17 protein-coding genes, 1 tRNA gene and 1 other RNA gene are annotated in these 19,470 nt (G+C 44.7%); 14 read left to right on the plus strand and 5 right to left on the minus strand.

Annotated elements, in window-relative coordinates:
• Positions 1-182: 182 nt before the first annotated feature.
• Both clpP and AC1DSE_RS08285 read right to left on the minus strand, forming a co-directional pair.
• The gene (gene clpP, locus AC1DSE_RS08280) at positions 183-767 is read right to left on the minus strand and encodes an ATP-dependent Clp endopeptidase proteolytic subunit ClpP (RefSeq protein WP_169091151.1); all 585 of its coding nucleotides are present in this window, start codon (positions 765-767) and stop codon (positions 183-185) included.
• Positions 768-1,084: 317 nt separating this feature from the next.
• A tRNA-Arg gene (locus AC1DSE_RS08285) sits at positions 1,085-1,159 on the minus strand.
• 274 nt (positions 1,160-1,433) lie between these two features.
• Here AC1DSE_RS08285 and AC1DSE_RS08290 point away from each other — a divergent pair.
• The 10 genes from AC1DSE_RS08290 (at position 1,434) to AC1DSE_RS08335 (ending at position 13,503) form a co-directional block, all read left to right on the plus strand.
• Positions 1,434-2,498, plus strand: a complete 1,065-nt coding sequence (locus tag AC1DSE_RS08290; RefSeq protein ID WP_339206024.1) for a sugar-binding transcriptional regulator — start codon at positions 1,434-1,436, stop codon at positions 2,496-2,498.
• Positions 2,499-2,586: 88 nt separating this feature from the next.
• Positions 2,587-3,591: a type I glyceraldehyde-3-phosphate dehydrogenase gene (gap, locus tag AC1DSE_RS08295; RefSeq protein ID WP_054025940.1), complete on the plus strand. Its 1,005-nt coding sequence runs from the start codon at positions 2,587-2,589 to the stop codon at positions 3,589-3,591.
• A gap of 175 nt (positions 3,592-3,766) precedes the next feature.
• Positions 3,767-4,951: a phosphoglycerate kinase gene (locus tag AC1DSE_RS08300; RefSeq protein WP_477512238.1), complete on the plus strand. Its 1,185-nt coding sequence runs from the start codon at positions 3,767-3,769 to the stop codon at positions 4,949-4,951.
• 39 nt (positions 4,952-4,990) lie between these two features.
• Positions 4,991-5,749 (plus strand): triose-phosphate isomerase, encoded by a 759-nt coding sequence (tpiA, locus tag AC1DSE_RS08305; RefSeq protein ID WP_477512239.1) that lies wholly within the window; start codon positions 4,991-4,993, stop codon positions 5,747-5,749.
• Between the two features lies 1 nt (position 5,750).
• Positions 5,751-7,292 (plus strand): 2,3-bisphosphoglycerate-independent phosphoglycerate mutase, encoded by a 1,542-nt coding sequence (gpmI, locus tag AC1DSE_RS08310; protein WP_477527577.1) that lies wholly within the window; start codon positions 5,751-5,753, stop codon positions 7,290-7,292.
• A gap of 25 nt (positions 7,293-7,317) precedes the next feature.
• Entirely contained in the window at positions 7,318-8,610 is a 1,293-nt protein-coding gene (gene eno, locus AC1DSE_RS08315) for a phosphopyruvate hydratase (protein WP_076270740.1), read from the plus strand.
• A gap of 118 nt (positions 8,611-8,728) precedes the next feature.
• Positions 8,729-9,496: a sugar phosphate isomerase/epimerase family protein gene (locus tag AC1DSE_RS08320; RefSeq protein ID WP_477512240.1), complete on the plus strand. Its 768-nt coding sequence runs from the start codon at positions 8,729-8,731 to the stop codon at positions 9,494-9,496.
• A 98-nt stretch (positions 9,497-9,594) separates the two neighbouring features.
• The gene (gene secG, locus AC1DSE_RS08325; RefSeq protein ID WP_054025946.1) at positions 9,595-9,831 is read left to right on the plus strand and encodes a preprotein translocase subunit SecG; all 237 of its coding nucleotides are present in this window, start codon (positions 9,595-9,597) and stop codon (positions 9,829-9,831) included.
• A gap of 170 nt (positions 9,832-10,001) precedes the next feature.
• Positions 10,002-13,046 (plus strand): ribonuclease R, encoded by a 3,045-nt coding sequence (gene rnr, locus AC1DSE_RS08330; protein ID WP_477527578.1) that lies wholly within the window; start codon positions 10,002-10,004, stop codon positions 13,044-13,046.
• Positions 13,047-13,302: 256 nt separating this feature from the next.
• The gene (locus AC1DSE_RS08335) at positions 13,303-13,503 is read left to right on the plus strand and encodes a cold-shock protein (RefSeq protein WP_028609190.1); all 201 of its coding nucleotides are present in this window, start codon (positions 13,303-13,305) and stop codon (positions 13,501-13,503) included.
• An 88-nt stretch (positions 13,504-13,591) separates the two neighbouring features.
• Here the strand turns inward: AC1DSE_RS08335 and AC1DSE_RS08340 are convergent, their stop codons facing one another.
• Positions 13,592-14,320, minus strand: coding sequence for a copper homeostasis protein CutC (locus AC1DSE_RS08340; RefSeq protein ID WP_477512242.1), 729 nt, complete (start codon positions 14,318-14,320; stop codon positions 13,592-13,594).
• Between the two features lie 137 nt (positions 14,321-14,457).
• Between AC1DSE_RS08340 and smpB the strand changes: the two genes are divergently transcribed.
• The 4 genes from smpB to AC1DSE_RS08360 all read left to right on the plus strand — a co-directional run bounded on the left by smpB (position 14,458) and on the right by AC1DSE_RS08360 (position 18,114).
• On the plus strand, positions 14,458-14,937 hold the full coding sequence (gene smpB, locus AC1DSE_RS08345) for an SsrA-binding protein SmpB (protein WP_076270736.1): 480 nt from the start codon (positions 14,458-14,460) through the stop codon (positions 14,935-14,937).
• A gap of 257 nt (positions 14,938-15,194) precedes the next feature.
• Positions 15,195-15,560: a transfer-messenger RNA gene (gene ssrA / locus AC1DSE_RS08350) on the plus strand.
• A gap of 256 nt (positions 15,561-15,816) precedes the next feature.
• Positions 15,817-17,088, plus strand: a complete 1,272-nt coding sequence (locus AC1DSE_RS08355; RefSeq protein WP_477512243.1) for a hypothetical protein — start codon at positions 15,817-15,819, stop codon at positions 17,086-17,088.
• A 252-nt stretch (positions 17,089-17,340) separates the two neighbouring features.
• Entirely contained in the window at positions 17,341-18,114 is a 774-nt protein-coding gene (locus tag AC1DSE_RS08360) for a hypothetical protein (protein WP_477512244.1), read from the plus strand.
• Between the two features lie 94 nt (positions 18,115-18,208).
• On the opposite strand, the gene AC1DSE_RS08365 is transcribed toward AC1DSE_RS08360, so the two are convergent.
• Together AC1DSE_RS08365 and AC1DSE_RS08370 are read right to left on the minus strand one after the other, a co-directional pair.
• The gene (locus tag AC1DSE_RS08365; protein ID WP_477527579.1) at positions 18,209-18,901 is read right to left on the minus strand and encodes a helix-turn-helix domain-containing protein; all 693 of its coding nucleotides are present in this window, start codon (positions 18,899-18,901) and stop codon (positions 18,209-18,211) included.
• A gap of 210 nt (positions 18,902-19,111) precedes the next feature.
• Positions 19,112-19,369, minus strand: coding sequence for a helix-turn-helix domain-containing protein (locus AC1DSE_RS08370; RefSeq protein WP_477512246.1), 258 nt, complete (start codon positions 19,367-19,369; stop codon positions 19,112-19,114).
• Between the last annotated feature and the right edge of the window lie 101 nt (positions 19,370-19,470).

Consider the following 19,470-nt stretch of genomic DNA (forward strand, 5'->3'; position numbering starts at 1 on the left):
ATAATGAAGAAGGAGAGAAGTCACGCAGGTTCATTATGAGCTTGCGGCGGCAGCTCTTTTTTTATATGGAATGTACAATAATCTTACGAATGTGTTTGCACTAAAAAAAAGAGCAGGCTCGGATGAATCCGAACTTGCTCTTTTTTGCGTTCAAACCTATTACCTAGCGGAATCGGAATGAATTATGCGAGTTTCTCAATTACTTTATCAACCAAGCCATATTCTTTGGCTTCTGCTGCACTCATGAAGTAATCGCGGTCTGTATCTTTCTCGATACGTTCAAGCGATTGTCCACTGCGCTCTGCCAAAATACCGTTCAGCTTGTCGCGCATGCCGATAATGCGTTTCGCACGAATGGCGATATCGCTTGCTTGGCCTTCTGCACCGCCAAGTGGCTGATGGATCATGACTTCGCTGTTCGGAAGCGCGTAACGTTTGCCAATTGCACCTGCAGTAAGCAAGAAAGCACCCATAGAAGCAGCCATACCTACACAAATCGTAGATACATCAGGTTTAATATATTGCATCGTATCGTAAATAGCCATGCCTGCCGTAATTGAGCCGCCCGGGCTGTTAATATAAAGAGAAATGTCCTTCTCAGGGTCGTCTGCCGCCAGGAATAACAATTGAGCGATGATGGAGTTGGCCACCACGTCATTTACACCTGATCCTAGAAAAATAATGCGATCTTTCAGTAGGCGAGAGTAAATGTCATACGCACGCTCACCCCGATTGTTTTGCTCAATAACCATAGGAACGAAATTCATATCCAACGTAAGCCCCCTCCTAAAAAAACAATGAATGGTTAAATCGTATTCTCATAATAACGGATGAAAAGTCAAAAGTCAAAGATAGTCAAACAGGTCTGCATTTCCCTTGCTGCGTATACGAAAAAAATGGGATTGAAGTGGATTGGATGAAATAAACAAGCGCAATTTGGAGTGTTTTCAATGAGGCATAGGTTGGATGTTGTAGCGGGAGATTAATCACTTGGCCGTTGCTTAAAATAAAAAAAACGTTCCAGCGTATAGGAACGGTTCGTGTGTATCAATATAGAGTTTGAACTTGCGATAATGAAAAGTAATGGCGCGCCCGCAAGGAATCGAACCTAGATCTCAGCCTTCGGAGGGCTGCGTCATATCCATTGGACCACGGGCGCATAAGAAAAAGTTGCTGTTGCTGCTATCTGCTTTTGTAAGAAAATAGTCGCAAAAATGATTATATGATATTAAAGATTTTAAAGCAAGCGATGTTCAAAAATTAAATTTGTTAAAAATGCGTCGGAAACCGTTTCCAATTGATAATCGGCTATTGCTACAATCGGTTATTTCCGATAAACTAAAGGTGGGACTTGAAATGATACCGCGGGACATATTGAGTCCAACGTATTTTGAACCGAATACGCTATAGGCCGATGGAGTGAAGGATGAGAAATGCGTCAGATCATTGAACTGCAGCAGCAGCTTGTGCCTGATCTGCTAGAGGTCATGAAGAAACGATATTCGATTTTGCATCAAGTAATGGTATCGGATTTAATCGGACGTCGAACGTTGGCTTCTGTATTATCGATGACGGAGCGTATGCTTCGGGCAGAGACCGATTTCCTAAAGACGCAGGGGCTGCTCGAGATTCATTCGGGAGGCATGCGGATTAGCGATTCAGGCAAGCTTCTATTAGAGCAGCTTGAGCCATTCTACAAGACAATGTTCGGACTATCCGAACTGGAGGAAACGATTCGCAGTCACTACGGCCTATCGCAGGTCATTATAGTTGCTGGCGATTCGGAAGTCTCTGCCCAAACAAAGCGAGAGCTTGGACGTGCGGGATGTCAGGTGCTTATTAAGGTAATGCAGCCTAACGACGTTGTAGCTGTAACAGGCGGAACGACGATTGCACAGCTGTCGAATCAACTGATTAGTTCTTCTCAGCTGAATACGAACTTGTTCGTACCGGCTAGAGGCGGTCTAGGGGAGAGCTTGGATTACCAAGCGAATACGATTGCTTCCATGATGGCTAAGCGTACAGGAGCGCAGTACAGACTTCTGCATGTACCGGATCATCTGGGAGAGGAAGCTTTTGCATCTATTATGCAGGAGCCGAACATTCGAGAAATTGTGGATGTCATCCGCAGTGCTCGCATCGTTGTACATGGTATCGGAGATGCTATGGTTATGGCAAGACGCAGGCGGCTAGAGCGTGAAGTTATTGATGCTATGGAAGCTGAGGGTGCTTTGGCGGAGTCATTCGGGTTTTATTTTGACCGAAAAGGCGCTGTCGTGCACAAAATGCAAACGGTGGGGTTACGGCTCGAGGATATTGTTAAAACTGAAGTTGTTATAGGTGTAGCCGGCGGCAAGAGCAAAGGCGAGGCTATAGCGGCAGTGATGCGCTTTGGACACAATGATGTACTCGTAACGGATGAAGCAGCGGCACTCGAAATCGTAGCTTTGATCGATCAAGAGAAGCATAGTCAAGAAGAAGGCAATAAGGAATCATGACGCTTTGCAAATTGCTGTTAAGGCATACCTGCAAAATGTCTTGAAATATATTCATAAATCTTTTAAAAACGCTTAGGAGGAAACAAAAATGGTTAAAGTTGGTATTAATGGTTTTGGTCGCATCGGCCGTAACGTATTCCGCGCAGCACTGAACAACCCTGATGTTCAAATCGTGGCAGTAAATGATCTTACGGATACTGCAACACTGGCACATCTTCTGAAATACGATACAACACACGGTCAACTTGACGGTACTGTAGAAGCTAAAGAAGGCGCGCTTATCGTAAATGGCCGCGAAATCAAAGTATTCGCAGAGCGCAACCCTGCAGACCTTCCTTGGAGTTCGGTAGGCGTTGAAATCGTAGTTGAATCAACTGGTATTTTCACAGCGAAAGAAAAAGCTGAGCTTCACTTGCAAGGCGGCGCTAAAAAAGTTATCATCTCCGCACCTGCAACGAACGAAGATATTACAGTAGTTATCGGCGTTAACGAAGATAAATACGACGCTGCGGCACACACCATTATTTCCAACGCTTCTTGCACAACGAACTGCCTTGCTCCTTTCGCAAAAGTATTGAACGACAAATTCGGAATCGTTAAAGGTATGATGACTACAATTCACTCATACACAAATGACCAATCCGTTCTTGACGTTCCTCACAAAGACTTGCGTCGTGCTCGCGCAGCTGCTGAGAACATCATTCCTTCTTCAACTGGCGCAGCGAAAGCTGTTTCACTAGTTCTTCCAGAGCTTAAAGGTAAATTGAACGGTATGGCTATGCGTGTTCCTACGCCTAACGTTTCCGTAACTGACCTTGTTGCTGAGCTTAAAGTTAATGTAACTGTTGAAGAAGTTAACGCTGCATTCAAAGAAGCTTCAGAAGGCGCTCTTAAAGGCATCATGAACTACAACGAATTGCCGCTTGTATCTAGCGACTACAACACTGATCCTGCTTCTTCTACAATTGATGGTCTTTCGACTATGGTTGTTGAAGGCAACATGGTTAAAGTCATTTCATGGTACGACAACGAGTGGGGCTACTCGAACCGCGTAGTTGATCTTGCTGCTTACATTGCTAGCAAAGGTCTGTAAGCAAAGAAGACGGACTAAAGACCGCAGCATTCCGCGCATGCGGAGCTAAGGTTTTTGATTTGCGGCTTCTAGAGTCGTAATTCATGGGGGCGTTTCTTCTTTGAAGGAACGCCCTTCTTTTTTTTGTATTCTACCGCTATACCTTTCCATAACACATTTTCGGGAGGCTTCATAGATGAATAAGAAAAGTGTACGTGATGTTGCAGAACTAGCTGGTAAACGAGTATTTGTTCGCGTTGATTTTAACGTGCCGCTTGAAGATGGAAAAATTACGGATGACAAACGTATTCGTGAAACGCTTCCTACAATCAACTTTTTGATCGAAAAAGGCGCAAAAGTTATTCTTGCAAGTCATCTTGGACGTCCAAACGGTCAAGTAGTAGAAGAGCTTCGCCACACAGCTTCCGCAGTACGTCTATCTGAGCTGCTAGGCAAGCAAGTAACAAAAGCGAACGAAGCTATCGGTGAAGCTGTCGAAGCGCAAGTTGCTGCACTAAACAACGGTGATGTGCTATTGCTTGAAAACGTACGTTTCTATGAAGGCGAAGAGAAAAACGATACAGAACTAGCGAAAGCTTTTGCAAAACTTGCTGACCTGTTCGTAAACGATGCATTTGGCGCTGCTCACCGCGCTCACGCTTCGACAGAAGGCATTGCACACATTTTGCCAGCTGTATCAGGCCTTCTTATGGAGAGAGAGCTTGAAGTACTAGGCAAAGCGCTTAACAACCCAGAGCGTCCTTTCACAGCAATCGTTGGCGGTTCGAAAGTTAAAGACAAAATCGCTGTAATCGATAAAATGCTTGAAATTGCTGACAATGTCATCATTGGCGGCGGCTTGTCTTATACATTCTTCAAAGCACAAGGTCATGAAATCGGCAAATCGCTTGTAGACAACAGCAAGCTTGATTTGGCTCTTGAGTTCATGGAAAAAGCGAAAAAACTAGGCAAAAACTTCTTGATCCCAGTTGATATCGTTGTAACTGACGATTTCAGCGCTAACGCTAACACGCAAATCGTTGACGTTGACAGCATCCCTGCTGATTGGGAAGGTATCGACATCGGTCCTAAAACACGTGAACTTTATGCTGATGTGATCAAAAACTCCAAGCTGGTTGTATGGAACGGACCTATGGGCGTATTCGAAATCGAGCCATTCTCCCATGGTACACAAGCCGTTGCTCGCGCTTGCGCAGAAACAGCTGGCTATACTGTAATTGGCGGCGGCGATTCCGCAGCAGCAGCTGAGAAATTCCACCTAGCTGACAAAATGGACTTCATCTCGACAGGCGGCGGCGCTTCCCTAGAGTTCATGGAAGGCAAAGTGCTTCCAGGCGTAGTTGCTCTTAACGATAAATAATACATTTACCCAACTATATAGATTTGAGGAGGATTACGCATGAGCAACAGAACACCGATTATTGCAGGTAACTGGAAAATGTTTAAAACGGTATCCGAGGCTGTAACATTTTTCTCCGAAATTAAAGGTAAAGCTGAAGTTGCAGGTGTAGAGAGCGTGATCTGCGCGCCATACACAACACTTCCGGCACTTGTTGAAGCTGCAAAAGGTACGTCGATTGCTATTGGAGCACAAAACGTACATTTTGAAGACAACGGTGCATTCACAGGTGAAATCAGCGGCGTTATGCTGAAGGATCTTGGTGTGAAATACGTAATTATCGGTCACTCCGAGCGCCGCGCTTATTTCGCGGAATCAGATGAGATCGTAAACAAGAAGGTTCATGCTTCCTTCAAAAATGGCTTGCTTCCTATCGTTTGTGTAGGCGAGAAGCTGGAAGAGCGCGAAGCTGGACAAACAAAAGAAGTATGCAAAGTGCAAACGGAAGCGGCTTTTGTTGGCATATCTGCAGCACAAGCAGCTGAAGTTGTTATCGCTTATGAGCCAATCTGGGCTATCGGTACTGGCAAATCTTCTACTTCCGAGGATGCACAAGATGTTATCGGTTATATCCGCAGCGTTGTTGCTGGTCTTTACGATCAAGCGACTGCTGATGCGGTTCGCATTCAATACGGCGGCAGCGTGAAGCCTAATAACGTAGCTGAGTACATGGGTCAAGCTGATATTGACGGTGCACTTGTTGGGGGCGCGAGCTTGGAGCCTGCATCCTACATTGCACTGGTCGAGGGGGCCAAGTAATATGGCTGCTCCGAAACCTGTAGCGCTTATTATTCTCGACGGCTTCGGTTTGCGCGATGATGTAACGGGCAACGCGGTTGCCCAAGCAAACAAACCAAACTATGACCGTTATTGGTCAACTTATCCGCATACGACATTGACAGCATGCGGCGAAGCGGTTGGACTTCCTGAAGGTCAAATGGGCAACTCTGAGGTTGGCCACTTGAACATCGGTGCAGGCCGCATCGTTTATCAGGATTTAACTCGTATTAGTAAATCGATCCGCGATGGTGAATTTTACGACAATGAGACGATCCTTGGTGCTGTTCGCCATGTAAAAACAAATAGCAAAAAGCTTCATCTATACGGCTTGCTGTCGGATGGAGGCGTTCATAGCCACATTGAGCATTTGTTCGCATTGCTCGATCTAGCGAAGAAGGAAGAGCTTGAAGAAGTGTACATTCATGCTTTTCTTGATGGCCGCGACGTGTCCCCGGACAGTGCAAAGGGCTATCTAGAGCGTCTTCAAGCCAAAATCGAAGAGGTTGGCGTAGGCCGCATTGCGACGGTTCAAGGCCGTTACTATGCAATGGACCGCGACAAGCGCTGGGAGCGTACGGAGAAATCCTACCGCGCTATGGTATATGGCGAGGGCCCTCAATATTTCGATCCGATTCAAGCGGTAGTTGAATCCTACGAGAAATCGGTTTATGATGAATTCGTTATGCCAACGGTTATTGTAGACGGTGAAAACAAGCCAGTTGGCCTTGTTGAATCCGAGGACGCAGTGATTTTCTTCAACTTCCGTCCTGACCGTGCGATTCAATTGTCGCAAGTATTCACGAACGAGGACTTCCGCGGCTTTGACCGTGGCGAGAAGCGCCCTGTTAATCTGTATTTCGTCTGCTTGACGCTATTCAGTGAAACCGTTGGCGGATTCGTTGCGTATTCACCAAAGAACCTTGATAATACGCTTGGCGAAGTGCTCGTGCAAAACAACAAGACTCAATTACGTACTGCAGAAACAGAAAAATATCCGCACGTTACATTTTTCTTCAGCGGCGGACGCGATCATGAGCTTCCTGGCGAAACTCGTGTGCTTATTAACTCCCCTAAGGTCGCAACGTACGATCTCAAGCCGGAAATGAGCGCATATGAGCTAGCTGAGTCCACGGTACGCGAGATTGAATCTGACAAGCATGACGCAATCATTCTGAATTTCGCCAACCCTGATATGGTAGGCCACTMCGGCATGCTGGAGCCTACGATCAAAGCGGTTGAAGCGACGGATGAATGCCTTGGCAAAGTAGTGGAAGCTGTACTAGCCAAAGGCGGCGTCTGCATCATCACGGCTGACCATGGTAATGCTGACATGGTGTTCGACGAGAATGGCCGTCCGTTTACGGCACATACAACGAACCCGGTTCCGCTTATCGTAACGAAAGCAGGCGAAACTCTTCGTGACGGCGGTATTCTTGCAGATATCGCACCAACGGTTCTTGATCTGCTTGAGCTTGCTAAACCAGCTGAAATGACGGGCATTACATTAATCAACAAAAAATAAAACTTTAAAAGGAGTGTTTTCTCTCATGTCAATTATCGTTGATGTATACGCACGCGAAGTGCTTGATTCCCGCGGGAATCCAACTGTAGAAGTAGAGGTTTCTCTTGAGTCTGGCGGCAAAGGCCGTGCAATCGTTCCATCCGGCGCTTCCACTGGCGCATACGAAGCTGTTGAGCTTCGTGACGGCGACAAATCCCGTTACCTTGGTAAAGGCGTTTTGAAAGCTGTTGAAAATGTTAACACTGAAATCGCTCCTGAAATCATTGGCCTTGACGCTCTTGATCAAGTAGCTATCGACCGCAAAATGATCGAGCTTGATGGTACTCCAAACAAAGCTAAGCTAGGCGCTAACGCGATTCTAGCTGTATCGATGGCAGTAGCTCGCGCAGCTGCTGACGCTCTTGATGTACCTCTTTACACTTACCTTGGCGGATTCAACGCTAAGACGCTTCCAGTTCCGATGATGAACATCATCAACGGCGGCGAGCACGCTGACAACAACATCGACGTTCAAGAATTTATGGTTCTTCCTGTTGGTGCTGAAAGCTTCAAAGAAGCGCTTCGTATCGGCGCAGAAATTTTCCACAACCTAAAAGCAGTATTGCATGATAAAGGCCTTAACACAGCTGTTGGCGACGAAGGCGGCTTTGCTCCTAACCTTGGTTCAAACGAAGAAGCAATTACAACAATTATCTCGGCTATCGAGCGTGCAGGCTACAAGCCAGGCGTTGACGTATTCCTAGGTATGGACGTTGCTTCCACTGAGTTCTTCAAAGACGGCAAATACGTGCTTGCAGGCGAAGGCAAATCGTTCACACCTGCTGAGTTCGTTGACCTACTTGCTTCATGGGCTGACAAATACCCAATCCTTACAATCGAAGACGGCTGTTCTGAAGACGATTGGGATGGTTGGAAATTGCTTACTGAGAAGCTTGGCAAAAAAGTTCAACTCGTTGGTGACGATCTGTTCGTTACGAACACTGAGCGTCTATCCGATGGTATCGACAAAGGCGTAGGTAACTCTATCCTTGTAAAAGTTAACCAAATCGGTACGCTTACTGAAACTTTTGATGCAATCGAAATGGCTAAACGCGCTGGTTACACAGCAGTTATCTCTCACCGTTCAGGCGAGAGCGAAGACAGCACAATTGCTGACATCGCTGTAGCTACAAACGCTGGCCAAATCAAAACAGGCGCTCCTTCCCGTACGGACCGCGTTGCGAAATACAACCAATTGCTTCGCATTGAGGACCAACTTGGTTCGACAGCTCAATATGCTGGCAAATCAGCTTTCTACAACTTGAAACACGTAAAATAAGACGCATTTAGCGGCTTATATAGAAGGGTATGCCTCATCAGGCATATCCTTCTTTTTTTTTCGCTCATACAGGACATAATAAGAGGGTAAAGCATCAACGATTAGGCGGTGTGTTTGATTGGCGAAACCTGTTATAGGCATTCAAATGTATTCTCTTCGTGATCAAACGGAGATCGATTTTTTGTCCACCCTGGAGAAGGTAGCCAAAATCGGCTATAAAGCGGTAGAATTCACAGGGTATTTCAAAATGCCGGCCAAAGAGTTGAAAAGCAAGATGGATGGACTCGGATTAATTGCCCCCTCCGTTCATGTACCTTTGAATTTTAGCGATACCAAGCAATTGGAGTCTGATTTTGAAGGACAAATTGAATATGCCATGGAGCTTGATGTGACTTATATTATTACGCCTTGGTCGCCGCTTCCTGAACTTCCGACAAAGGATAATGTGCAGTATTTAGTTGATGTTTTCACAAAATGCGCAAAACAGGTGAAGGCAACAGGTATGCAATACGGCTACCATAATCATGATTTTGAATTTAAGCTGGTGGAGAAGAAGCCTATTATCGATCAAATATTGTCGGATGTTCCAGAGGAGCTCTTGCAGATGGAGTTTGATTTGGGCTGGATTTATATCGCTGGTTATAAACCAGCTGATTATTTGAAGAAATATAAGGGACGGGTTCCTTGCGTGCATTTGAAAGACTTTTTGAAAGGGCGGAAGGATGCAGAAATCGGCAAAGGCGAGGTAGGTTATGATGAGCTGTTAAAAGAGCTTGAGCCTGCAGGCGTTAAGTATATGTTTGTGGAGCAGGAGCAATTTAGCTCAAGCTCCCTTGATAGCGCAGCAAATAATTTTAACTATTTGAAAGAGCATGGCTTTGCGTGAACAGCGAGAATAAGGCCTGTCCTATTGTAATTTGTGCCCATCTATGGTACACTCGATTTATGTGTTTCTACGGAGCTCCTATGCTGGAGGTGGAATGAATGGATATCATATTGAAAATCGTGCTTGTTATATTTTCTGTCGGCCTTATTGCTGTCGTATTGTTGCAAAAAGGTAAGAGTGCAGGCTTGTCCGGAGCGATTACGGGTGGCGCTGAGCACCTTTTCGGAAAACAGAAAGCGCGCGGTTTGGATTTGTTCTTGCAACGTTTGACAGTTGCTCTTGCAGCTGGTTTCTTCATATTGGCGCTTGTTGTATCTTACTTCGTAAAACAATAACGAACACACACGCAGAAAGCGAGGATATTCCTCGCTTTTTTTGTATTTTCATCATATTCACGGATGCTGGGCTTCCATTTCGTGTATACTACAAGTTATATGATAATCTATCAACCTGCTGCAAATGGCGCTAGAGCAATACGGCAGGTTTATGAGGAGAAAAACTAATAATGATTAATTACGAGCAGGAACTGCTTGATTTTATGAGAGAGACGGCGTATAAGCCGATGACGTACCAAGAGCTTGAGAAACATTTTGGTATCGTAGATGCAGTGGAGTTTAAGGAGTTCCTTAAGCTGCTGAACAAATTAGAGGATGAAGGCAAAATCATTCGTACGCCAAATGATCATTACGGCGTGCCGGAACGAATGAACTTATTGCGCGGCAAGCTGCAATCGCATGCCAAGGGCTTCGGTTTTCTAATCCCGGATGAGAAGGATCATGGAGATGTGTATTTGCACGCCAATGATTTGAAGAGCGCAATGAATGGAGACATCATTCTGGTTCGTGTCACTTCGAGAAGTGAGCATGGAGGCCGGATGGAGGGCGAGGTCGTCCGTATTGTAGAACGTGCCGTTACGCAAATCGTAGGAACGTTCGAGGATCACGAGGTTTATGCTTTTGTCGTGCCGGATGATAAACGGATCAATCGGGATATCTTTATTCCAAAAGGCGGCTATCAAGGTGCTGTCTCCGGACAGAAGGTTGTCGTTAAAATCGTTTCCTATCCAGAAGGGCGTTCTGCTGCTGAAGGGGAAATTGTCGAAATTTTGGGACATAAAAATGATCCCGGTGTCGACATCCTGTCGATTATTCGCAAGCATCAGCTGCCAGAGGGCTTTCCTGATGAAGTAATGAGAGAAGCTGAAGCGGCACCTGATTCCATTACAGACGATGAGATTGTGCAGCAAGGCAGACGAGATTTGCGCGATGAGGTCATCGTGACGATAGATGGCGAGGACGCAAAGGATCTAGATGATGCGGTGCATGTGAAGCGTCTGGAGAACGGCAATTATTTGTTAGGTGTACATATTGCCGATGTCGGCTATTACGTAAAAGAAAATTCAGAGCTCGATCAAGAAGCATACCTTAGAGGCTGCAGCGTATATTTGGTGGATCGCGTTATTCCGATGCTGCCGCATCGTTTGTCGAATGGCATATGCTCGCTCAACCCGCAGGTTGATCGTCTGACGCTTTCATGTGAAATGGAATTTGATGCGGCGACGCTTAAGCGTGTACGTCATGATGTGTTTACGAGTGTGATTCGCACGAAAGAGCGTATGACCTATACGAATGTGAAAAAAATATTGACTGCAACGGAAGAAGAGCCGCAAACCGAGTTGAAAGAACGATACGCCGGCTTGCTTGATATGTTTGGCTTGATGGAGGATCTAGCGATGCGTCTTCGTTCAAAACGAATGAAGCGCGGAGCGATTGACTTCGATTTTCAAGAGTCTAAGGTTATCGTGGATGAGAACGGCAAAGCGGTTGATATTGTGAAGCGCGAGCGTTCGGTAGCGGAGCAAATCATCGAGGAATTTATGCTCGTGGCGAATGAAACGGTGGCCGAGCATTTTCACTGGCTTCGTGTGCCGTTCCTGTACCGGATCCATGAAGATCCGACACAGGAGAAATTGCTTAACTTCGTTCAGTTTGCAGCAAACTTCGGTTATGTTGTGAAGGGTAAAGGCAATTCCATTCATCCAAAAGCATTGCAAACGCTGCTTGAGGACATTCGCGGCACGAAGGAAGCGACCGTTATTTCCACGGTGATGCTTCGTTCAATGAAGCAAGCGAAATACGATGCGGAGAGCTTGGGGCATTTTGGCCTTGCAGCTGAGTTTTATTCACACTTTACATCCCCAATTCGCCGCTATCCTGACTTGGTCATTCACCGTATCATTCGCGAGGTGCTTGATGGCAAAGGCCAGTTGACAGAAGCGAGACATGAGTCGCTAACGGCAAGGATGCCGGAAATTGCGCAGCATTCCTCGGAACGTGAGCGTGTAGCGGTTGATGCAGAGCGTGACACAGAGCAGTTGAAAAAATGTGAATTCATGCTCGATAAAGTGGGCGAAGAGTTCGAAGGCATTATTAGCAGCGTAACGAGCTTCGGCATGTTTATCGAATTGGACAATTCGGTCGAAGGATTAATTCGTTTGAGCGACATGTCTGATGATTACTATAACTTCCATGAGCAGCATATGATATTGGTCGGCGAGCGTACGTCCAAAGTGTACCGAATTGGCGATGAAGTTAAAATTCGCGTTACTCGGGTGAGTATGACGGAGCACACGATTGATTTCGAGCTTGTAGATATGAAGCCGCGCAGCGGCTATAAAGGCATACCAAGCAGTGGTTTTGGCGGCGGCGAACGCGGCGGCAAAAAACGCGGTGGTTTCGGTGATCGCAATCGCGGCGGCAGAGGCGAGCGCACAGGAAGTGCGGGCGGCAAAGGTCAAGGCGGTGCAGGTGAGGGCAACCGCGGAAGAGGCGAGCGCGGAGCGAGCGGTGCTGGTAAGGGCCAAGGTGGCGCAAGCGAAGTTTACCGTGGCAAAAACGAGCGCGGAGCAAGCGCGGCTGGCAAAGGCCAAGGCGGTGCAGCCGAAGGTTATCGTGGTAAAACGGATCGCGGTGCAAACGCGGGAGGTAAAGGTCAAGGCGGTGCAGCCGAGGGCGGCCGCGGCAAAGGTCGCGGAGGCAAAGGCGGACGCGGCGGATTTGGCGGCGGCGTCGATCGCAGCGTGGTTGGCATTGTCGAACAGGCCAATCCATGGCGCATCGATGCACCTGATAGCGGGCGCGGCGGCAAGCGGCGCGGACGTGGAGGCGAAGGCGCAGCCGGAGCTGGCGTGAACGACGGTGGAAATCCGGCGGAGCGTGGGCCGGGGCAAGAGGCGGATTTGTCGCCGGGCAACGGTAGAGATTCATCGCGCGGGAACAATGCGCGTACGGATATGTGGGGCCTGCCCATCCGCAATAGCGGCGGGCCAGGCGGAAATGGTCGTGGAGCCGGGCAGCGGCGGAGCGATGGAAGTGGCGGCGGCGCGAAGCGGCGGCATACGCCGCAGGGCGGCGTGGTCGGTAGCGAGCGAGGCGCGGAATTGCCGAGCGTGGAAGGCAGCGGCGGCGATGCGGTGAAGAGCAAGCGGAAGAAAAAAAGCGGAGGCGGCGGTAACGCCACAGCTGCTTTTGTCCGGAAAAATCGCAAATAAATAAGGGCGGCGACTTCCGTTCTATGGCATAATTGGAAGTCGCCGCGATCTGGGCAATTTGGGAAAATATATTTAAGCTCGTCACTTGCATTTTAATTCTGGGTATAGTACACTCAAATCAATCGATAATATGAACCTGAATTCACATATTGAAAAGGGTATCATTATAGTCATGAAACCCTTTCCAATGTGTGAATTTTTTGTTTAAAGACAAACCAGGCGCATATTAATATTATTTTTTTGGAGGTTTTTACACATGCAACAAGGTACAGTTAAATGGTTTAACGCAGAAAAAGGTTTCGGCTTTATCGAAGTTGAAGGCGGCAACGATGTATTCGTACATTTCTCCGCAATCACTGGCGAAGGCTTCAAAACTCTTGAAGAAGGACAACGCGTAGAATTTAACGTTGTTCAAGGCAACCGTGGACCACAAGCAGAAAACGTTGTAAAGCTGTAATAGCTTACGAACGTTGATAAAACCGCCTTTGACCTTTTAGGTTGAGGGCGGTTTTTTTGTGCATAAAAGGAGCTTCTGTTTTGTTTCTTTATAGGAATTCGTTAAGTAATTGACGGGCATGACGAACGAGCATTCCATCGATAGGAGAATCTGTTCCACCGGTTCTAACACCAGTTCCGAGATGAACGGCTTGTGCTCCGGTAGATTTTATAAAGGCAGGCAATGAAGGAACCGATAGACCGCTTCCAGGGAGTATGGTAACAGTATGTCCAATACTTTGTTTAACCAACCTATTAATTTGATCTGTTGCTTCAAGAACGCTCGGTTTACCGCCTGAGGTAAGTATCCATTTGATTTGAGGGTATTTTAGGAGTGTGGCTAACGCCTCTTCTTGGTCAGGTACCTCATCAAATGCTCGGTGGAAGGTAACAGGACGATCACCGGCAGCTTCCAATAAACTTTCTAAAGCATCTGTATTAATAGTCCCATCAAGCTGAAGCGTGCCTAAGACGAACGCATGAACGCCTAATGTACGCATTCTGATCATTTGAGCAGTCATTTCACTAAGATCTGCCTTATCGTAAACAAAGGACTTGCTATGAGGCCTAACCATCGCATGTACGGGATATACTTTAGTTATAGGTGTGTGATTAGCTTGCTCGAGCCGTTTTAACGCCTCAAGCACCGAAACCGTAATGTCCTCTTGTGGAGTTAGTCCACCTTCTTCAAAGGCGGATATAAGCTCTACACGGTCCGCACCGTGCACTACAGCTGTAACCGCTTCATCTGCAGTAGTAGCAATGATTTCAAGCAGCATGGGAAATCTCCTTTTTGGGCAGGGCGACAGAGCGGGATGCTCCGTAGCCGCCTTGATTTTCGTTGTTAAAGTTGTTACAATGAACACCAGTATACGTGCAACCATTATTTTAGCTTAATTAAGTCGAGGTGACTAGCATGGGTAAGAAGAGTGACGGCAAGCAGCTCGCCCAGAATAAGAAAGCTTCCCATGACTATTTCATTGAGGAAACGTTCGAAGCTGGCATGGTGCTTTTGGGTACAGAAATTAAATCGCTGCGAACAGGTCGTGCAAATATTAGTGATGCATTTGCTACCATTCGTAACGGCGAAATTTTCATACACAATATGCACATTAGTCCGTTCGAGCAAGGAAATATTCACAACCCTACCGATCCAACGCGTGCTCGCAAGCTGTTGATGCACAAGATGCAAATTCATAAGCTTCTAGGCTTATCCAAGCAAGAAGGTTATGCTATTGTACCCTTGAAGATTTATGTGCGCAATGGTTACGCGAAGTTATTGATTGGTCTCGGTAAAGGTAAGAAGCAATACGACAAGCGCGATAGTGCAGCTAAACGTGATGCTCAGCGTGATATCCAGCGCGTGCTGCGTGAGAAACAGAAGGTTTCTAACTAAGGTGTAGATTTCCATGGCAGCAAGCGACCATGATTGCCAATAACAATTGTGCACGGAAGCAGCTGATTCGTGGTATACTAAGACAGTAGCAACGGCAAGACAATCAATAAATGCAAGTGCATTCGTGCTAGACAATCGGAACAGCCTGCTTGGTCAGATGCTGATCCTTAATCCTAAAGCTTCAATTGAGCTAAACGTTAGTGTGGATCTACTCTTTGGAGTAGTGTTAATCTGCAGCTAACCGTTTATGCAAAATTGGGGGCGTTTATGGATTCGACGGGGATTGTACGAGCGCGGGTTGCGGGTAGCGGGGAGTCGTCCGCTTCATCAACGCTAAAGCCTATTAAACGGCAAACAACAAACAAACTACGCTTTCGCAGCCTAAGAAACTGTGTGCGTGCTTCTACCCAGCATCGTCCATGTGACTGGATTAGGGGCTAACAAGTAGTGGAATACGCTGTCTCATCTCCGCCTGCGGTGAGCTGAAGAAGACAATCAGGCTGACCTTAGCGAAAGCCGGTTACGGGGCGTTTGCTTGGGTGACATCAAAACTGTGACTACACCCGTAGAAGCCTGAGTGGCGTGATCTTCGGACAGGGGTTCAAATCCCCTCGCCTCCACCATGAAAACCCCGACCGTGTTAGGTCGGGGTTTTGTTATACCTACCATTTGTAGACCAGTCGTAGACAATGTGAAAATACAAGTAAGGTTTGTTACTAAGGTTGTAGACGAGATGTCTACATAACTGAGCAGAGATCGTACATATTAAAATGATCAATCGCTTCTAAATACCGTCAAACTAATTTATGGAAATTAAGGTTCGATGTCTGTATAATAAACAGTAGTTGTACCAATACTGTTTTTACTCGGAGGATAGAAATGAACTGGGAAAACATAAATAAGTTTCTTGAGATGTATACTCAGCATAAGCATTATCATATCCTATTTGATAAGTATAAAATCAAAAAAATAGCATCTAACCGCGCAATGGCAAAAATACTCTTCAATGCTGTAAATGATAAAGGAGTACTGTTTTCAGCAATCTCGCATGAAGCATTTGATGATTGGTTTACCCATCATCAAATTGACGGAAATAATTATACTTTTGTTTATAATCTAAAAGATAAGCCAAGGGCAGATTTATTGAAAAATAATTATGATAATCGACAATCGTTAATTAAGCTTAATTTAACGGATATTAATCCCGATAATGAATCTGAGGATTTGGATTCAGTTATGCCAAACTTAACGGAGATTACTTTGATTGGTATTCACAAGGATGAGGTTAATAATAAATATACTTTTTCTTTTATATCTCCGTGTGTTGTTAACGGAAAACGTCCTGATGGTAGTGCGAGATTTTTTAAAAAAATATTCTTTACTCATTGCGTAGTTTCAAGTGATACTTATGATTGTAAAATAATATTCAATCCAACAGCAAACCTTGAACATGTTAATGGGATGGCGAAAGCTAAACGTTCGGATTGGACTTCTATCGCTGGTATGTTTTTTCAAATTTTAAAGACTTATATTGGCGACATAAAAATAACAGCACCATTGTGGATACCGAAAGGGCTAAGTCGTTTTGTTGAAGAAGCAACACGCCATAATAATCCAATTATTACGGAGCACTCGTTTAACCTTCAAGAAAAAATTGTTAATTTTGCTTCAGATCTATTAGCAGAAGCAGGTCTTGATCCAGTTAAAGATAATGCGATGCAAATGAAATTAGTTCAGGATATTCAAGTTTCATTTGAAGCTCAACTAGTGGAAAAGTATGGTGTAGTTCAAGAAGAGTCGGAGAACTTTGAGATATACCGACAGCGTTCGGATGGTTTGACTCATACGATTGATGTAGAATCAAGAGAACATGGCTTACTAGGGTCAGCTGCTCAAGCGGCTAAAAGATCCAGAGGTGATGGTGATATTGATTTGCTTGGAATTAATTTTAGAAGAGATGACCGTTCTTATAAGTTCTTGGTTGAGCAAGGATCAGACGCGTACTTAATTAGAGGTACTAATACTTTTATTGAGGAAGAGGTGGTGGACATTGTCATCCGTAGACTTAACCAATATCGCGATGAAATTCAAACTGCCGAATTCTGTATTATCGGAGGTGACGAAAGAGCTTCTCTCGCTTCGTCCGAGTGATGTTATTACAAAAACAAAACTGGCTACTGGAAGCCAATTAGACGTTAAGTCTGCAGAGCAGGTTTTGATTGAGCTGGTCAATGAGGGTATTCTTCAAATGATCTTTGCTGTTAATTGCTCCAATGAAGATGAGCAACATGTCTTACTTTTTGAGAACGTGGAAAGTCTGTATCAATCTCAAAACAAACATTGTCCTTACTGTGAGTCACTTATGGACTTTAAAAACGTTAGAGTTGGCTTCAAGAGGAAACAATGATGAACATAAAGGATTTTTCTGAGCTTCAGGAAGTACTAAAAGGGCTAGATGATAATTTTTTTTGGAAGCTCTTAGAACCAGAGGATTGCGATAGAGTTTCGTTCATGATTGATAGAATTGAAGAATCCAAGACTTGGGTCAATAGAAATCAAGAAAAGGGTGCTATTCTAGAGGATTTTGTAGTTTTCCTCTTTGAGAGATTCCAAGGAGCTACTGTTAAGAAAAATCTCCGAATTGCAGATAATGAGACTGATGTTGAAGTAACGCTTTCTGATTTAGCTCTCAGCGAGTTCATGAAGCGATATATGTTCCCAAAAATAATATGTGAGTGTAAAAATAAAGCTAGTAGTAGCGTAGATGTTGGTATGGTAGCTAAACTAGCTGAGCTATTACCACTGCGGGAATCGAACTTAGGTATTTTTTTCTCGATAAAAGGAATAGGTGGAACTGGATGGCGCTTTGGAGAGGGGAAAAGGAAAAAGATATTTAATAGGTTTAGAATTCCTATTCTTTCTTTCCGAGTTGAAGAACTACGGCAATTACTAGCTGGTAGAAACCTCTTAACGATGATTAAAGAAAAATTGAATAATTTAATTGATGAAGTAGATGAAGATTCACCAGATGTACCTGATTTAAGTCATATGGAATATAGTAAAAGAATGAAGTACATCATAACTCATCTGGAGCAGTGTTCCTTGTTGAATAATGTGGAGGCTGAATCAATTCGAAGTAGAATTGATTTCCGATATGGAAACACCGATTTAGAATAACTTTATAATTTCAAATATGTATGGTTCTATGGTTGGGAAAAAGATTTAAAAATACAAAATTATTTCAAACCACCAGTATCAGTTCTGGTGGTTTTTATCGTGCGGTTTTAATCAATTCATTGCCGTTAATGTCTAACAGTTCGAATGCCTTTTCGACCATCACCTTATCTTGATCATAAAGGTGGCTTGCTTTTTCAAGAATGCCGCTTTGATGGGCAACATGATTCAATTGTTGAACCATGAATTCAGAGTTACAGAGAGCGACCACTTTCTTGCTGTAGATAGTTAACTCTTGCTGAAACAGAATTGCTCGTTCTGAAACTTCGGGAGAGTAAACGACCGCTTCTCCATCCGAAGCCCTCATATCACGATGATCTACTAAGACACTCAATTCGTCTTTTCCGTAAGCAGAACAAATTCCAAGCAACGTTCTAGACATGGAATCTACATTAATTCCAGTCAGTAACCCATGCACCTGAAAACTCAAAACCTTTTTCTCGTTATCAAGATGATATTTGAATCGTTCCAAGAAGGGAACGGTAAAGTCTTTTTGTAAATATGCTGGATTTGTTGAAAAGYGTTCGCTAGAGAATAAATACTCAATGGTCACATTTAGTGCGGCAGCGATCCTTTCAATATTAATAATGCTTACATTGCGATCTCCTCGCTCAACCGAACTGATATAAGTCCGATCCAATTGAGCTCGCTGAGCAAGTACTTCTTGCGACATGCCCGAGCGCCCTCTGAGCTCTTTAACACGACTCCCGAACTCTAATCTTATATCCACAAACAAAATCCCCCCCAATCATAACCATTTCTATATATATTCATTATCGGAAAGATAGGTCTTAAGGTGTAGATTATTTTCAGTTTTCAGTATATGTGACTCATAGTCCGTAGAAATAGGAAAAGACTACTATTACTATTAATCTAAATATAAAAATAAGAGCGGAGTCGATAAGGGAAATCCTCATCGCTCCGCTCTGCATTAGTTTCATTATTGTTCATCTTTAAGGTTCTTATATTCAGCTTCAACTAGTCGAAAGAAGTCAGAAGGCTTTATCTTTAGCCCATCACAAAGTTCAAAGATTTTGCTAACGGATGGTTCGTTCCTGCCGACCTCGATCATCGAGATATAAGAACGATCCACTTCACAAAGATCAGCGAGATCTTCTTGGCTTAATCCTTGCTTCTTTCTTATACCTGCAATGTGTTTACCGATGATTTTTTTTATAACAATGTTTTGATCACTCAAAGGGAGAAACTCCTTTTAAGACCATTATCAATCTGGTATAATGACCAACAACAGATAAAGTATTCAACAAATAGTAAATTATTTACATAAACAATAAGATT

It is taken from the genome of Paenibacillus sp. 01L418 (assembly GCF_056400045.1).